The sequence below is a fragment of the Thiorhodovibrio winogradskyi genome (assembly GCF_036208045.1).
Classification (GTDB): Bacteria; Pseudomonadota; Gammaproteobacteria; order Chromatiales; family Chromatiaceae; genus Thiorhodovibrio; species Thiorhodovibrio winogradskyi.
Genome location: NZ_CP121472.1, coordinates 3104318 through 3120821, shown reverse-complemented (window position 1 = coordinate 3120821; position 16504 = coordinate 3104318). Strand labels below are relative to the sequence as shown.

The 16504-nt window shown below is 64.2% G+C and carries 12 protein-coding genes and 1 pseudogene; 2 read left to right on the top strand and 11 right to left on the bottom strand.

Annotated features, from left to right (window positions below; genetic code table 11):
* Positions 1-81: 81 nt before the first annotated feature.
* Entirely contained in the window at positions 82-1236 is a 1155-nt protein-coding gene (locus Thiowin_RS14155; protein ID WP_328983651.1) for a serine/threonine-protein kinase, read from the top strand.
* Between the two features lie 37 nt (positions 1237-1273).
* Here Thiowin_RS14155 and Thiowin_RS14150 read toward each other — a convergent pair whose 3' ends face one another.
* The 5 genes from Thiowin_RS14150 to Thiowin_RS14130 all read right to left on the bottom strand — a co-directional run bounded on the left by Thiowin_RS14150 (position 1274) and on the right by Thiowin_RS14130 (position 8591).
* Positions 1274-2572, bottom strand: a complete 1299-nt coding sequence (locus Thiowin_RS14150; protein WP_328983650.1) for a Wadjet anti-phage system protein JetD domain-containing protein — start codon at positions 2570-2572, stop codon at positions 1274-1276.
* Positions 2569-6168, bottom strand: a complete 3600-nt coding sequence (locus tag Thiowin_RS14145; RefSeq protein WP_328983649.1) for an ATP-binding protein — start codon at positions 6166-6168, stop codon at positions 2569-2571. Before Thiowin_RS14145 ends, Thiowin_RS14150 begins: the two co-directional genes overlap by 4 nt.
* On the bottom strand, positions 6161-6904 hold the full coding sequence (locus tag Thiowin_RS14140; protein WP_328983648.1) for a DUF4194 domain-containing protein: 744 nt from the start codon (positions 6902-6904) through the stop codon (positions 6161-6163). Before Thiowin_RS14140 ends, Thiowin_RS14145 begins: the two co-directional genes overlap by 8 nt.
* Before the next feature lie 48 nt (positions 6905-6952).
* The gene (locus tag Thiowin_RS14135) at positions 6953-7867 is read right to left on the bottom strand and encodes a hypothetical protein (RefSeq protein ID WP_328983647.1); all 915 of its coding nucleotides are present in this window, start codon (positions 7865-7867) and stop codon (positions 6953-6955) included.
* 514 nt (positions 7868-8381) lie between these two features.
* On the bottom strand, positions 8382-8591 hold the full coding sequence (locus Thiowin_RS14130; RefSeq protein ID WP_328983646.1) for an NHLP leader peptide family RiPP precursor: 210 nt from the start codon (positions 8589-8591) through the stop codon (positions 8382-8384).
* 400 nt (positions 8592-8991) lie between these two features.
* On the opposite strand from Thiowin_RS14130, the pseudogene Thiowin_RS14125 reads away from it, so the two are divergent.
* Positions 8992-9132: pseudogene (locus tag Thiowin_RS14125) on the top strand (tyrosine-type recombinase/integrase); the annotation flags it as partial.
* A 3-nt stretch (positions 9133-9135) separates the two neighbouring features.
* Here the strand turns inward: Thiowin_RS14125 and Thiowin_RS14120 are convergent.
* The 6 genes from Thiowin_RS14120 to Thiowin_RS14095 all read right to left on the bottom strand — a co-directional run bounded on the left by Thiowin_RS14120 (position 9136) and on the right by Thiowin_RS14095 (position 16433).
* Entirely contained in the window at positions 9136-9897 is a 762-nt protein-coding gene (locus Thiowin_RS14120; RefSeq protein ID WP_328983644.1) for an alpha/beta fold hydrolase, read from the bottom strand.
* On the bottom strand, positions 9894-11135 hold the full coding sequence (gene menC / locus Thiowin_RS14115) for an o-succinylbenzoate synthase (protein WP_328983643.1): 1242 nt from the start codon (positions 11133-11135) through the stop codon (positions 9894-9896). The genes Thiowin_RS14120 and menC overlap by 4 nt, the downstream gene beginning before the upstream one ends.
* Positions 11136-11174: 39 nt before the next feature.
* Entirely contained in the window at positions 11175-12104 is a 930-nt protein-coding gene (gene menA, locus Thiowin_RS14110; protein WP_328983642.1) for a 1,4-dihydroxy-2-naphthoate octaprenyltransferase, read from the bottom strand.
* 78 nt (positions 12105-12182) lie between these two features.
* Positions 12183-13001 carry a 1,4-dihydroxy-2-naphthoyl-CoA synthase gene (gene menB / locus Thiowin_RS14105; RefSeq protein ID WP_408034216.1) on the bottom strand — a complete coding sequence of 273 codons (819 nt, stop codon included), beginning with the start codon at positions 12999-13001 and terminating at the stop codon, positions 12183-12185.
* A gap of 145 nt (positions 13002-13146) precedes the next feature.
* Entirely contained in the window at positions 13147-14931 is a 1785-nt protein-coding gene (gene menD / locus Thiowin_RS14100; RefSeq protein WP_328983640.1) for a 2-succinyl-5-enolpyruvyl-6-hydroxy-3-cyclohexene-1-carboxylic-acid synthase, read from the bottom strand.
* Between the two features lie 17 nt (positions 14932-14948).
* Entirely contained in the window at positions 14949-16433 is a 1485-nt protein-coding gene (locus Thiowin_RS14095) for an isochorismate synthase (protein ID WP_328983639.1), read from the bottom strand.
* Positions 16434-16504 lie beyond the last annotated feature (71 nt).

Sequence of the window (16504 nt, the reverse complement as noted above, 5' to 3'; positions counted from 1 at the left end):
CTTGCGGCTTTCCCACGCCCCGGTGCCGGGATTCATGCTATTGTCGCGCCCGGACTCTACTAGGCAAGACGGGTGAAGGCGATGGGTCGACAAGCTTCCGCGAGTGCACTGCCGCCGGGCACTCAATTGCGTGAGTTGCGTATTCGCGAGCATCTCGGCGGCGGTGGTTCGGGTCTGGTCTATCTCGCGGACCACAGCCTGCTGGGTGCCACCTATGTGGTCAAGGAATTCCTGCCGCGCGAACTGGCCACTCGCGCGGGTGACGGCCGGGTCGCGCCCCTGCCGGGCAAGGAGCAGCAGTTCGAGCATTTGCGCAAGAAGTTCCTGCAGGAAAGCCGCATGCTGCAGGAACTTGCCCGGCCGCGCCCCCATCCTAATCTGGTTATCATCGCCGACGCCTTCCAGGAAAATGGCACCGTCTATCTGTGCATGGTCCATGAGGCCTCCAACACCCTGGGGGATTTTCTCGCCGGCAAGCCCAAACTGGACGAGGCGCGCATCAGCGCCTGGCTATTTCCGCTGCTCGATGGCCTGGCTCATGCCCACGCGCGCAATATTTGGCATCGCGACATCAAGCCGAGCAACATTCTATTGCGCGACGATGGCAGTCCGCTGCTAATCGACTTCGGCGCCGCGCGTTGGGTGCATCCCGACAGCGAAAAGACCCTGATTCGCCAGATGACGCCCCAGTTCGCCGCGCCCGAACAGGTGCGCCATGGTGAAGTCGGCCCCTGGACCGACATCTACGGCATGGCCGCGACCTGGTATTTCGCCCTGACTGGACAGCCACCCATGCAGCGCCCGCCGCCGGATGGCTGGCAGGCACCCTATCTGGAGCGCTGCGGCGAGCGCTTCCTGAACGCCATCGGCGCGGGGCTTGCATTCGAGTCAGAGGATCGTCCGCGGAGCATCGCGGCCTGGTTGGCGCTCTTTGGTGTCGCGCCAAGCTCAGCGGTCGCCGCCGGGTTGCGTCCCGCCAAGCCCGTGGACATCAAGCCTCGCACCAACGCGACTTGGGGCATGGATACCGAAGCCATTACGCAACTCGGTGGTGCCTTTGACCCCAGTGATGCGGAACCCGTGGACGCTGAAACAGATCAACGGCCGCGCGCGGCAGCGCCTTTATCGGAGGCAAAGCAAGCACGCCAGGACTGGCGGCTGGCGCTGTTGCTCATGGCTGGACTGGTGGCCACCCTGCTCGCGGCTCTGGGGCTGTTTTTCTGGTTGAAGGCCTGATTTTGATCTGCTGGCGGCAGCGTTAGACGCGTGCCCGTCATTCCGTGCCGTCAAGCGCGCGCAATCGCTCCATCACCCAGCCAAAACCAATGCGTTCCTGCTCCAAGCGCAGGCCTGGGCGGATGCGGTTGTCGCGCAGTGCGTTGTAGAGCGTGGCTTCGGCTTGGGTCAGGCGGGGTAGGTCGCGGGTGCATTGATCTGTTTCCGTGCCCCAGAGGGGCTCGAAGGCGAAGAGGGTGTCGCTGTCCATCAGCAGGGATCGGGTGCGCGGAAAATGCGCGCGCACTTGATCCAGAATGGCGAAACCATGGGTGTCGATATCGCCCCAGTACCAGAGTTGGCGCTGGTGCAGCCAGTCAAGGGCATGCAGTTGCTCGAAGCCGTAGCCGGAGCCAAAGATCACCAATGCATCGGCGAGCGGTGGGAAGGCAAGGAAGTTGATTTCGTTCTCGGTGATAAACACCCGGCTGGCCGCCGGCGCCAGGCGCGCGAGGCTTGTGGCATCTAGCGTGAGGTCGGCCTGCTCGAGCGCTGGCAACAGCGCCTGGGAGGGGTCCAGCAGGCGCAGGCGAATCCGCGGCGGTTTCTCGCGCAGGCCATAGCGGCGGGCGAAACCGGCGGCACCACGAGCGCTGGTATCGATGGCCGCGGCGGGCAGGGTCAGGTCGAGCCATTCGCTCAGCACTTGGCGGTGGCCTTCGATGAACTTGGTATGCACGCCGGGCAGGTCGACCTGGCGCGGATAGAGGCCGGGACGAGGATGGGCTTGCATCCACTCGAGAATGGCGAGCAGGGCGGGGATCTCCGATTCCAGTTCCAGCGCGCGCAGCGGGCGTCGGGCGAGCCAGGGCAGGAGGCCGGGTTGGCGCGGGCGGATCTCGGCAACCAGGGCGCGGAAACGCCGCGCCTGGGCCCCGGTGCCAATCAACGCCAGGGCATCTTCAAGCGAATCGATCCAGGCCGCGACCGGGATCCGGTTGCTGCCCAGCACCCGGTGGCGCAGTTCGCGGACTTCCACTCGCAGATGCGGCATGGCGTGCAGCGCGGCAATCCAGGCGCGGACCTCCTCGAACCGGTCGCTGAGTTCGCTCGAGCTGGGTCCGCGCAGCGGCAGGCGCCAGGGGAATCTCACAGAGCGCTGTTGCGGATCCAGGTATGGATGGTCGCTGGGCTGATCGTCCGGTTCCGCCGGGCTGGTCCGCGCCGCGCTCATGGCTGCTTGATCCGCTGGGTCCACAGGGTCTGGCTGTGCCAAAGGCGCCAGCAGTTCGCCGCGATCCCAGCGCTTGCGCACCCGGGCGCGCAGGTCCGCCGGCGTGGTCCAGGCTTTGCTCATGCGGGGCTGTCAGTTGACTGGGGCGCCAGTTGGTCCGCCGGCTGGGCCGCCGGCTGGGTAGGGCTGATCCCGTGCCCCAATCCGGCGCCCTGGTCTAAGCTGCCCGATGGCGCCAATGCCGGCGATGAGTTAGGCACCTGGCCGCTGTGGCGCGCCTTCTCGGCGCGGTATTCCTCGATGCTGAGATTGCGAATTTTCGATGCGCGCCCGTCCTCGTTATGTACGAAGCCGACGCTAGCGACATAGGGCTCGATGATGTGAATTTTTTGCAGCGGGGTGACGATCAGCAGTTGCAGGTTGAGTTCCGAGAACAGCCGCAGGCCGTATTGGGCGGATTCGTCCGAGCCACGACCGAAGGCTTCGTCAATGACCACGAAGCGGAAAGACTTTGACCGCACCGCGCCCCATTCCAGGCCGAACTGATAGGCCAGGCTGGCGGCGAGGATGGTGTAGGCGAGCTTCTCCTTCTGGCCACCCGATTTGCCACCGGAGTCGGAATAGTGCTCGTATTCCTGGTCGTCCTCGCGCCAGCGTTCGCTGGCGGCGAAGGTAAACCAGTTGCGCACGTCGGTGACCTTGGTGGTCCAGCGTCGATCCGACTCGCTCTGGCCATCGCGGCCACGGAAGCGGTCGATGATGTCGCGCACTTGCAGGAATTTTTTCTCTGAGTATTGGTTGTCCTCGGAGCCGGTCAGGGCGTCCTCGGTGCAGCTGCGTAGCTGGTGCTGGAAGTCGCGCACATCGGCATCGGTGGTCGGCTGGGCCTCGAGGCGGATGTAGCGTCCGCGCTGGTAGTCGATCTGGCTGAGCGAGGCATTGATGCGGTCGATACGCTCGCGGATGGTTTCGCGTTCGCGCGCGAGCTGGGACTGGAAGCTGGCGACTTCGCGGATGGTGTTTTCGTTCAGCAGTTCCTTGAAGCGCGCCTCGAAGCGCGGCAGGTCGTCGGCCTCGAGTTCGCGCAGCATGCGCTGGTACTCGAAGCCGGCCTCGATGCTGGCGTCGACCTCGCTGGTTTCGAGCTGGTAGGCGTGCCTGTAGTCGGTCATGGCCTGGGTGACGCGGTCTCGCAGGCTGTTCATGCGCTTGGTTTGGTTGTCGATGCGGCTCTGGTGCCAGGCGCGCAGGTCGCGTTCCTGTTGGTCGGCGTTCTCGATGGTCAGCGGCTGGTCAGGCAGTAGCTCGGCGCGGCGGGCGTCGAGTGCCGGGAAGTGCGCGGCGTGCCCCGCGGTCGTGCCGGCCTGGACCTGGGCCTCGGCCGCGGTGCGTGCCTGCTCGGTTGCTTCCAGCTTGGTCTCGGCGCGGGAGCGCTTATCCTTCTGCACATCGCGCTGGTGGTTGCTGTCGGTGATGCGTTGTTGCAGCTCCTTGAGTTGCTGCTCAAGGGCGCGCAGCAGATCGGAGGCGCTTTCGAGTGCCTGTTTTTCCTCTTTGAGGCGCTCCAACTCCAGCGCGCTGGCGGCCCAGTCGAGTTCGCGGAAGTCGCGATATTCCTCCAGGCGCGACAGGGCGTTGAGACGGGTGCGCAATTCGGCCTGACGGGTCTGTATGCGCGCGACCTCGGCGCCACGCTCGGCGATGCTGTGCTCCAGCGCCTGCTGCCGGTCCTCAAGCGCGCGGATTTTGGCGGCATTGGTCCAGCCAAGCACATAGCGGCTGCGATCGAGCAGGGCGTGGCGGTCGTCTTTCTCATGGCGTTCGCTGCCGCCCTTGATCTGCCCGGCGCGGGTGATGGCGCGGGTCTCGCGGCGGAATTGCTCTTGCGTCTGGCAGCAGGCGAGATCGAAGCGGCGCGCGAGCTGGGCTTCGAGCCAGGGGTAGAAGGGCGATTCCGGCTTGATGTCGAGCTTGCGCACCAGGGAGTCGGGATGCAACTCGGGCAGGGTGCCGGCCGGACCTAAGCGGACCCGGTAGTAAACCAGACGCCCGCGCAGGTCGGTGCCATCCACCCAGTCGGCGATGCGGGCATACTCGGCATCGGGCACCAGCAGCGACAGGCCGAAGTTGCGCAGCAGACGCTCGGCGGCGCCTTCCCAGTCGCGCGCGTGCTCGCGCACCTGCAGCAGTTCGCCGGCGTAGGGCAGGCGGTCCGGGTCGAGTCGGAGGGCGTCGCAGAGTGTCTGGCGTAGCTTGATCTGGGGGCTGGGGATGTTGGTCGGGCGCGCGCGCAGGCTGTCGAGTTCCTCGCTCAGCGCGCTGTGTTCGTCGCGGATTTTCCGCAGATTAAAGCTCAGATCAGTCAGTTGATTTTGAAGCTCGGCCTCGCGTGCCTCGTCGTGCTCGCGCAGCGCCTGAAAGCCCTGGCGCTGGGTCAGAAAGCTGTCGGCATCGCGTGCCTGGACCTGGTCGATGGTGGCGAGCAGGCGCTCATAGTGCGTGGCCTTGTCGCGGCGCTGATCACGCTCGTGGGCTTTCTCGTCGATGAGCTGGCGCAGACGCTCGATACGGTCGCCGCCGTTCTCGGCAATCTGGCGCTTGAGTTCAAATTCCTGGTGGCGCAAGCCTTGGAGCTGTTCATCAAGCCGGGCGATGCGGGTGGCGCGGCGGTCGATCTCCTCGCGCAACTCGGCGCGACGGGCATCGAGGTGTTCCACCTTGAGGCTGGCGATATAGCTGCCAAGCGCTTCGCGACAGGCGCGCAGCTTGTCGAGTTCGGCGCCTAGGCGCTGATGCTGTTCCCAGTTGGCGACCAGCGGAGTCAGCAAGGCGATCTGTTGCTTGGCCTTGAGTACCGCCTCGTGCGCGCGGTTTAAGTCATCGAAATGCCTAATCAGCGCCGTGATGCGCTCGCCGACCGCGAAGGGCTCGAGCATGTGGGCGCGGACGAAGTCGGTCAGATTGCCGACTGATTTCATCGACACCGTTTGATGAAACAGCTCCAGCGCCTGCTCGTTGTTGATGCTCATCACGCGCCGAAACCAAGCGCCGTAGCGCGGGAAGCTGTCGTTGATCTCGGCGCCTTTGGCCTTGAGCTGCTTTTTGAGCTTAGGCATTTCGTTGCCGAAGTGGGCGAAATCCTCGGCAATGGACAATGTGCGCTCGGCTCCGACAAAAAAGCGTGAAGGCTGTCCTTGAGGCTCGGCCAGCCAGAACACCTGCGCTAGGGTGGCGGTCTTGTCGTAACTGGCGTTATGGAAGACGCCGAGGATCACCGAGTAGCTGCCCGGCGCGCGCAAGGCCACCGGTTTGGCATTGCCGGTGGCCTCACTGCGCTCGGATTTGTAGTGGCCGAGCACATAGGAACGCAGCGAGCGCTCGCGCGCATCGGCCCCGGCGGCCTTGTTATAGGCCACGCGTTGGGCCGGGACCAGCAGAGTGGTGATGGCATCGACCAGGGTGGACTTGCCCGAGCCGATGTCGCCGGTGACCAGGGTGTTGCGGCCATGGGCATGCAGGGTCCAGACGCGCTGATCGAAGGTGCCCCAGTTGAAGACTTCCAGCCGTTGCAGGCGAAAGCCGGCCAGGCGGTCGTCCCCGGTGAAGTCGAGGGCGAGGTTTTCCGGGGCGGGAGAGGCGGCCGGAGCCGGAGCTGGAGCTGGGATTGGTACTGACGCTGAGGCTGAGGCAGACGCCACGCCGGGGATCGGTTCAGTCATCGGGCGTTTCGTCCTCGGGCGCGCGCAGCTGGTCGCGGTACTCGGCCAGGCGATTGTCCAGTTCCGACAGCCATTGGGCATCGACGTAGGCTTTCAAAATGCGCCGCACTTCGTAGGGCCCCCCGCTGGATGACTTGCCGCCTTTCGCGCTGCTTGTGCCCGACTCACCGCCCGAACCGGCGCGCAGGCGGCGCAAAAAACCTAGCTCGATCACCTTGTTGATGTGCTTGTCGGTCTGATCGACCAAGCGTGCCTCGTTGCTGGTGTCGGGCAGGAAGACGCGGATGAGGTCGAGAATCTCCTCCTGCGTCAGGATGAGCCGCGTCTCGCCACCGGAGGCGTCGAACTCAGCCAGCTTCTTGCGCAGCAGGGCAAGCAGCAGGCTGACGGGAAAGGACAAGGGGCGACGGGCGATCAGGCGCGGGGCTTTGAGGTCGCTGCCAGCGGCGGTTCCAGCACCCCCAATGCCCGCGCCGCCGTCGCCATTCTCGTCATCCGGGCGCGCGCGCAGAAAGGCATGGCCCTCGGCCTCGTCGATGGTCAGCTCGAGCCGCAAGACGCTGACATAGTCGCGCACCCGGGCTTGTAGCGCGAGCAGGTCGTTCCACAGGTGTGGGTCGCTGTCTTGATAGATGACGCCCTTGAGCAGATGGATCACCACAGGAGACAGGCTGTCGCGGGCCTGGATGTCTTGCTCGTCAGAGAAGGGCGCCACGGCCGGCGGATCTGCAGCCATGGGGGGGCTTGTGCTGGGCGCGAAACTGCTGTCTGTCATGGCGGCTGGTCAGGCTTTCCTCGGTAGCGGCCGATCGGATGAAGGTCCATCGGGATTCGGATCGATTCCCGCAGCCTTGAGCAGCGCCAGCAACCGTTCTTTTTCTGCACTTTCTGCTTCGGCCCGCGCTTGTTCGGCCTCGGCCCGCGCCTGAACCGCTTCCAACTGCCGTTCGATATCCTGAAGTTCCTCGAGAATCTCGTCTTCAAGTTCCATGGCGTCGGCGATCTCCGGTTCCGCGGCGGCCTGTTGCAGGCGCCTGAGCAGGGGGCGATAGTCCGGAGGAATGTCCGCTTCATCAATACGCAGATAATGGCGGTCGCGGTCCCTGTGGCTTTGGTCGAAGAGTTGCAGCATCTCTTCAATGGCGTTGCGCGGCTGATCCTTGAGCTTGGGGATCTGAATCACATAGCTGTCATGCGTCAGGCTTTCGATAAAGGGCTCGGGGCGTTCCAGCGATTGTCCGGAGGCGAGATCAACGCAGTCGCGGCGCACGCGAACGACCGGAGCTTCAGTATGGTCGAGCGCATGGCCGAGGAAATAGATGGTCAGAATGGGAATGCCCTCGCGTGCCAGCTTGCCATCATCGCGCTCAATGAGGCGGATATTATCCGGGTCGCGATACTGGCCGCTCAGATAGCGGCGAAAGCGCAGGATATCGGTGGCGAACTTGGCCTTTTGCAGCTCAATCAGCACCTGGCGCTCGACGCCCTCGACATTGCGCACGCGCGCGGCGAAGTCCATGCGATAGACAGTCATCCCCCGTTTGCCTGCGCGCTCGATCTCCTGGGTGCGCTCCTGTGGGCAGAACTCCAGGCTGAGGATCTCCTCTTGCAGGATGGTGCCGATCAGCAGTTTGGCCAGCGCATTGTCCTCAAGTAGGTACTTGAAGACGGTGTCGTACATGGGGTTGGCGATGTGCATGGTGGTGAGTGGGCGTGAAGCAGTCTTTAAGGATCAAGCCTAACCGAAAACACGGGCATTTTGTGCGCTCAGTTGCATTAGGCCCATGTCAGAGAGCCATGGGCCATCAACGAAGACCTCCAGCAGAGCGATGCCAAATGCCCGGCGCCATTGATGCGGGATCTTTGTCGGATTTGTCGGGATTGTAGACACCAGCGTCGTAACGACGATCAGGAACACCATGGTGAGCAATGTAACAGAATAGTAGTCGCGATCTTTATAAGTGTCTTCTGTCGCTTGGCGCTCTCAATTCGGAGATTCATTGATCGGCCGTGATCATCCCTTGGTCCAAAACCTTTATCCGTATTTGTTTACAAGACATTTACTATCATAAACTTAGCATATTACGCGAAAGTCAGAAATGCGGCTAGGGTGGGTAAATTAACCGATGATTAATGCCAATCTGGAAAGCGACTATGAAAACAAATCTTTGAAGGTGTAGCAAAAGCTATTGTCACCTATCCTCGTGTCTGTATCATATCGATATGCCGCAATAAAAACCGTTAGCCAGACGGCCATGGAAAAACCCCCCACCCACTACTTCCAACTCTTTATCTGAGAGCTCTGTAGGCCGGGCGGGAATCACCAGATTAAAGACCTGTGCCGTGTTCTCCACTACCTGCACTCGAATGCCCTCGGGCACTTCCATCCCCTCGTCTTTGAGGGTTTCGGCCAGGTCGGCCAAGAGCCGCTGCTTAAAGGCCTCGTCGGCCCAGCACTTGGCGATGAGTTGTTGATATTGTCGGGTTGGTCATTCGTGGTGTTCTCCTATAGTAAACCGCGGGTGATGTGCGAACTGCTCAGCGAATATCGTGACTTGAATCGTGCGGGAAGAGCCGGCAGCTGCGCGTTTGGCGGGTTAGATTACAAAAGGTTAAATGCGTAAGGCTCAAATTCTTTTTCCACTCACGAGGCCAAGGACACTGGATATCTAACTCCAGCCTCAGCCACCGCGAGCGAAGCGAGCGGTCGGACTGAAGGCCAGCGTTAGGCAATTGAATGCGAGTTGATTTACAGGCTGGAAAACAATTCCATCCAGACCCCTTTAATTCCTTTAATTCACTTTAATTTTATTCCTTTAATTTTATTTGCTGGAGTCCGGCTATGACATTCGCACGGTACAGGAACTATTGGGGCACGCGGATGTGTCAACCACCATGATCTACACCCATGTGCTCAATCGCGGCGGGCAGGGGGTGCGCAGTCCGCTGGACGGATTGCTCTAACGCTCATGGTCCCGCCAGCCGAGCCTTGAGCCCTTGCGGCATTTCGAGCAAGGGGTTGTGGCCACACTCGGGCAGGATGTCGTGGGTGGTGGCAGGGCGCGGGGCGCGCACGCGCTCGCCGAGGTCGCGGAATTTTTCATCCAGCGCGCCGCTGATCCAGTGCAGATGGCCCTGGTAAGTTCGAAGGGCATCCCAGGTGGGTGGCATTCGCCCGAGGCCGAAGCAGGCCAGCGCCTGGGCGAGCCCTTCCGGGCGCTGCGCGAGCCGGCGACGGTGTTGCTCGGCAACGGCTTGGGGCGCGCGCAGGTGTTGGGCGTGGAACAAGGGTTGGCGCTGCCAGGCGGCGGCAAAGCGCTTGATCCCATGGTTTCGTAGCATGTTGATCCAATACTGGTCTTGCCGGCAACGGGTCGCGCGTTCCGCGGCATTGGTGAGGCCGGGATGGGTGGAGACGATGATGAGCGCGCGGAAATGCTCGGGCGCGGCGGCCATGAGCGCGAGGGCGATGCGCCCGCCGAGGGAGTAGCCGGCGATTTTCTCGATGCTGGGTGGCAGGGCGGCAAGCAGACGGGCGATTTCCGCCGTGAAATCGCCCTCAGGGTCGGGGCTTTGGCCATGACCTGGCAGGTCCAGGGCCAGGGCCGGACGGGTTTCGGGCCAGGTGTCGCGCCAGTCCGCGTGACTGCCGGTGAAGCCATGGAGCAGCAGCCAGCGCGGCGATGCGCTGTCTCCGCCAAGCCTTTGAGCGCAATAGCCGGGGGTCATGCCGGAGGGCCAAGATCGGCATTTGCGCCGGCATCGTCACAGGCGCCGGCACCGAGATCGGCAGCGTCACCGGCATGGGCATGGACATGGGGATCGGTGGCGCCATCGCCCTTGCCGAAAGGCAGGAAACCGCTGCCCGGCCGAGCGGACAGCCGCAAGCGCCCGTCGCTCAGCGACGGTGGTTGGCCGAGATCGGCGGCGAGCCAATCCGCCGTCGCGAGCCCTTGGCAGAGGTTGTGGCAGTCGGCGCCTTCTGGAATCTCGCGACTGAGCGCGGTGATGGCCGCGGCGAGCTCGGCGGCGGCCCAAATACCGGCGGCGGAGTCGATCAGGCTGGTGACCAGGGGTTGGATGCCGGCGGTCAGTGCCAGGCGCGCGCGGTCAAGACTGGGGCGCAGGCCGCCGAGCACGCCGGGCTTGAGGATGATGCGCCGCACTGGGAATTGGCTGGCGTCGGTCGGCCAGGGATGCTGGGGCAGGGACTCGTCCAGCGCTAGTGGGATGGAGGTGGCGGCTTGCAGTTGGGCCAGCGCCTCATCGCGCGGCTGACGCAGGGGTTCTTCCAGGGATTCAATAATCGGGATGCCGGTGTTGGGTTGCGGAGGGAGGTGCTCCAGCGCGGCGAGAAAACGGTGCGCGTCGGGCAGATCCCAGGCCCCGTTGGCATCCAGGCGCAACTGGCAGGTATGGGGCGCGGCCGCCAGCAAGGTGCGCAGATGCGCGAGCTCGGCTTCCAGTGGGGCGGTGCCGACCTTGAGCTTGACCACGCGAAAGCCCTGCCGCGCGGCCTGTTGCAGCATCCGCGGCGTGCACGCGATCAGCGTACCAAGCGCGGCATTGACCGGGACATGGACGACCTTGGCCGCGGTGGGATGCAGCAGGGCTCTTAGCGGCAGCCCGGCTGCTCTGGCGCGCTGGTCAAGCAAGGCAGTTTCCACCGCGGCGTCGGCGGCTGGTGTCGGGCTTGGCGAAGCCGCGCGCAGGGCGTCGAGCAGTTGCTGATCGGATTGGTCGTGGGCGCGGGCTTGCCAGTGCGCGAGCCGGGCGGCGGCGTTCTCCAGGGTTTCGGTGCCCGCGTCCGGCAAGGGGGCGCAATCGCCATGGCCGCGATGGGGTCCGCGACCGGCAGTGACCAGCCAGCCCTGGCGGTCATTCAGTTCGCCATGGGCACTGCGCCAGGGGCGACGCAACGGCAGGCGGTAGGGAATAAGCCGCAGTGGCGCCGACCTTTGCTCCATGGTCTGGGTTGCTGGCCCCAAGCACCAGGCGCGCATCGGCTAACGCGGCCAGGCCAGACCCCAGGCCAGACCAAGACTCAGCAACAGGACCAGTGCGACTTGGTAGAGCGCGGTCTGCCCGAGCAGCGCGTTGAGCGCGCGGCCCTGGGCGCCTTGGAACAGGCGGCGAATGAGGCGCGCGGCCAGTGGCAGGGCAAGAAGCGCCGGCCAGGAATGCGCGAGCGGGGCGCTGAGCAGGAACAGTGGCAGACAGCCGAGCAGCAGCCCCGCGTAAAGCACCCGCGCGCGGGCTTTGCCGAGCAGATGATTCAGGGTGCGGCGCCCGGCGCGGGCGTCGGTGTCGAAGTCGCGGTAATTGTTGAGCAAGAGCACCGCTGCCGCCGGCAGGCCGCACGCCAGGCCGAGCAACAACGAGGAGGCGCTCAGGTGCAGGCTTTGCAAGTAGAAGCTGCCGGCCGTGGCGGCGACGCCAAAAAACGCCAGCACGAAGAGCTCGCCATAGGGACCATAGGCAATGGGGCGCGGTCCGCTGGTGTAGGCATAGCCAGCCACAATGGCGGCCAGACCCAACAGCAAGATGGGCCAGCCGCCGCGCACCACCAGCAGCAGGCCGACCAGAAAGGCGACCAAGAAGGCCAGATGGGCGGCGCCCTTGACTTGCGCCGGGGTGAACCAGCCCTGAGCCGAGGCGCGCGGTGGGCCCAGGCGATCCGGGGTGTCGGTGCCGCGCTCGAAGTCGGCGGCGTCATTGTGCAGGTTGGTGCCGATCTGAATCGCCGTGGCGCCGACGAGAGTCCCCAAGGCGGTCCAGAAAGCCAGCTGACCGCTCTCGAACCAGGCCAGGGCAATGCCCGCGACCACCGGGGAGACGGCCAGAAACAAGGTACGCGGGCGCGCGGCGCTGATCCAACGCTCGCCTTGGCGGCGCAGCCGTTCCCAGCGGGTCAGGGCGAGGGTGGAGGAGTTCATGGCGCGCTTGGTCTCGGGAATGGACTGCGGGGGATCAGGCTTTCTCTGGCGCGGGCGCGTGCCGCCAGGTCAGAAGGCTCAGGCACGGCGCGGAAAGCGGGAAAAATCCGGCGGGCGTTTCTCCAGATAGGCATTGCGGCCTTCCTGCGCCTCGGGCGTCTGATAATAAAGCCCGGTGGCATTGCCGGCCAGTTCCTGAATGCCGGCCAGGCCATCGGTATCGGCATTGAAGGATGCCTTGAGCACTCGCAGCGCGGTCGGCGAGTGGCGCAGCATTTGCCGGCACCAGTCGAGGGTGACGGCCTCAAGCTCGGCCAGCGGCACCACGGTATTGACCAGCCCCATGGCCAGGGCTTCCTGGGCGTCGTACTGGCGACACAGAAACCAGATTTCCTTGGCCTTTTTGATGCCGACGTTGCGCGCCATCAGCCCGGCGCCAAAGCCGGCATCGAAGCTGCCGACGCGTGGGCCGGTCTGACCGAAGCGGGCATTGTCGGCGGAGATGGTCAGGTCGCAGACCAGATGCAGCACATGGCCGCCGCCGATGGCGTAACCGGCCACCATGGCCACCACCGGCTTGGGCAGGGTGCGGATCTGGCGCTGCAAGTCGAGCACATTCAAATGCTCGGCCCCGGCATGGTCGCGATAGCCGCCATCGCCGCGGATGCGCTGATCGCCGCCGGAGGAAAAGGCCAGATCCCCGGCCCCGGTCAGGATGATCACACCGATGTTCGGATCATGCTGGGCGCGATGAAAGGCGTCGATCAGCTCGCGGATGGTCTCGGGGCGGAAGGCATTGCGCACCTCGGGCCGGTTGATGGTCAGCTTGGCGATGCCCTCGGCCTGGTGGTAGAGAATGTCCTGGTAGTCGAGCCCTTCTGGCTGTTGCCAGATCACGGCCGAGGCGGGATTGGTCTCATGGGGGGCGGAATGGCGATGGGTGCTCAAAGCTTGGCTCTTTTGGAGTTGGGAGATGTGGGTCTAGGAAATCGCCTTGAGATTTTAGCCCAAATTTGGGTTTAGATTCTCATTGGTCCACGAGTCAGGGCGCGGGCTGGCCGCTGACAGGGGTCCGCGCCACCGCTTGCCAGAACCCGAGATGAAAATGGCGGCTGTGCTCGGCGTCGATTTGGACTTCAATCAGGCGGGGTGTCAATGGCCCGCTTAGAGCCTCGGTGGCGTCATGTGCGTTGCGGACCAACTGGTGGGCCAGCCCAAAAGATCGGGCCAGCGCGCCCAGGTCCGGCGTCACTGGTGTGCGCCAGTAACGTTCAAAGTCGGCCAAGCCACGCTGGGGCAGGTAATCGAAGATCCGCCCGCCGCCATTGTTGATCACAACCACCGGACGTTGCAGCTCGCCGACCAGCAGGAGTCCGCTCAGATCATGGCAGAACGACAGATCCCCAAGCAGTCCCCAGGTGGGCGTGCCAGCGGCATTGAGCCCGGCTAGGGTTGAGAGTTGACCGTCAATGCCGCTGACACCGCGGTTGCCAAACAGCCAAAGTGGCTCTTGGCGCGAGTAGGACCAGGTATCGAGTTGTCGGATGGGCAGGGAATTGGCGCACAGCAGCCCTTCACCGGGCGGAATGGCTTGCAGCAATTGCTGGATAAACTGGGCCTCGCACCAGGAGCCCTTTTTCAGGTGGGTATTGGCAAGTGTTTGGATTTGCTCTTCGGCAAGGTGCCAGAGATTGATCCAGTCGGCGTCGGGTTGGCGGGAGACCGGCCCACTGGCGAGGGTGCTGGCCAGTTCCTCGGGCGTTGCCTGGATCAGTCCGCAAGCATCCTGGTTTGGGTCGCACCAGTGCTCTCCTGTGTTCACCACCCAGCTGGGTATGCCGGCGAGCCATTGGCCAAGACTTTTGGAAACGGGCGCCAGCCCAAAGCGCAGAATCCAATCGGGTTTGAGCGCGTTGGCTACATCTGTGTTGCGTAGCAGGGCGTCATAATGGCGTATCACGCAGGCTTGGAGCGTCTCGTCCGGTGGCTCGGCGAGTGGCTGATCGGGCGGGCAAGGAAAACGCACGCCCGAGAGCGGATCGGCGAGCAGCGGCAGGCCAAGGCGCGCCGCGCAGGCGAGAAGTGCCCGTGCATCCTTGGCGTCACCCGCGCTGGCGGGTCCGCAAAGAATGAGCCCGCGACCCGATGGTGGCTCTATGCTGGCCTGGTTGCGGTCTTGGTTGCTCAAGCCGGGCGGGTGCTTTGTCGCCTTTGGAGTGCCGAGCAAGAAGGGCCATTGCAAAGCCTGCGCTTGTGGTTCCCCAGGCAGGCAGTCACCGGCGGGAATCAGGGGTTCCTTGAAGGGCAGATTGATATGCAGGGGGCCGGCCCGCCTGCCCCGGTTGCGCAGAAGCATGTGCAAGCCCAGGGCGCGCACGGCCTTCAGGCTGTTGGCATCGGCATGCGGCAAGCCGATGTCATGAAACTCGCGCACAAAGGCGCCGAACAGCCGTGTCTGATCGATGGTCTGACTGGCGCCGGTATTGCGCGACAGCGGCGGGCGGTCGGCGGAGAGCAAGACCAGCGCAAGACCCCAGTGGGCGGCCTCGATCACCGCGGGATACCAGTGCGCCGGCGCGCTGCCAGAAGTGGCCAGCAAACCGATAGGCGCGCCGCTGGCACGGGCGAGGCCAAGGGCAAAGAATGCCGCGCTGCGCTCGTCGAGAATGGGTGTCAGGCTGAGCTCGGGGCGTTGCTGCGCGGCCAGCACCACCGGGGTGGAGCGCGAGCCAGGGGAGAGGACCAGTTGCCGCAGTCCGCCCTGGATCAATCCATCAAGGAGCGCCAGCGACCAGCGCAAGTTCAGGCAGCCGATGTCTTCATCCATCGGGGCTGATACTAGGTTCACGCGAACCTAAGCGCCGTGAGCATGGCGGCCAGTTTGGTTTCGGTCTCCTCCCATTCCGCCCCTGGGTCGGAGCCGGCGACGATGCCAGCGCCGGCAAAAAGCTCGGCTTGTTTGCCGCGGATGCGCGCACAGCGTAACAACACCCAAAGTTCACCGCTGTTGTCGGGTTCGATAAAACCAGCCGCACCGGTGTACCAGCCGCGAGAGAAAGGCTCCTGTGCCCGCAGCCACTGGTGCGCTGCCAGTCGGGGCTGGCCATTGGTGGCCGGCGTGGGGTGGAGTTGTTCGGCCAGGTTGAACAGACCGGTGCCCGGGTTGATTTCAGCCGTGATGGGACTCCACAGATGCTGTGCATTGCGCAGTCGCATGAGTCGCGGTTGCCTGGGGATCTTGATGGAGCGACAGCTGGAAGCCAATGCCTGGGCAACGGCCTCGACCACAAAGCCGTGCTCACGCAGATTCTTCTCCGAGCGCAGCAATTCCTCGCCCAGGGCCAGGTTGCGGTCCTCGCAATCAGAGTGGCTGGTGGTGCCGGCGATGGCATCGACCGCGACGCGTCCGTCGCGCAGATGAAGCAGGCGCTCGGGGGTGGCGGCGACAAAGCTTTGGTCGCCGCGGCGCAGATTGATGATCTGGCAGGACGGAAACACGGCGGCCAGCACGTCGAGCAGGCGCGCGATATCGAAAGACCGGCTGCCCTTCACGCCCAGTCGGCGCGAGAGGACAACTTTTTGCAAGTTCTCGGCATGAATGCACTCGAGTGCTTGCTCGACCAGGCGCGCCCACTGGCTTTGCTCTGGCTCGGTGAATTCGGCCGCCACGCGGGTGACCAGTGCCGGCCGGCGCGGTGGGGCAAAGAGCCCCGGGATCAGGTCTTCAAGCAGCCGATGCCAGCGCGCATGTACGCTAGCGCGCCCTTGCTGCTGTTGGGCGCTGAAAATGAGCGCGGCTTGCTCCTCGGTCTGCCGCAGGGCGATATCCGGAACCCAGAGCAAGGCGTTGGGGAGATGCTCTTCCGGGGTGAGCGCTGGCTCGGGAGCGGCGGCAAAGCCAAGTAGCGCAAAGGCCCGCAGACCTGTGCCGTCAGGATCCCCTTGTTCCCAGCACGCCGGCCACTCACGCGTGACTCTGGCGAGAGTGCTCAGGCGATCCGATCCCTGCGCTTCCCATTGCGCCGCCAAACCATAACCCGCGCGCAGACCATCGCCTTGCGGATGCAGCAGTTGAAACTGCGTTCCGGGCAGCTGAGCGATGGCATTGGGCCGCCGTGGTAGCTCGAGAATCAGCGAGGTGAGCGCATGGGGTCCTGCCTGGGTGCGCCCGAGCGGCAGGCGAGCGATATCCCGCGCCAACCGATCCTGGAGCTGTTTCATCACAGCTTTGGCGGCGGGTGTCCAGTCCTGGCGCGGCTCTTGGGACGCCGACGCCAGGTGGCAGGGTCCGGGGCGCGCGTTATCGATGTCGAGCTGAAAAGATTCCACGCAAAAAACCGTCGGCTGGGAAGATGAATAGAGCCAATGGCAGACTATGCCTGCGATGCGAAAGGGGTGGC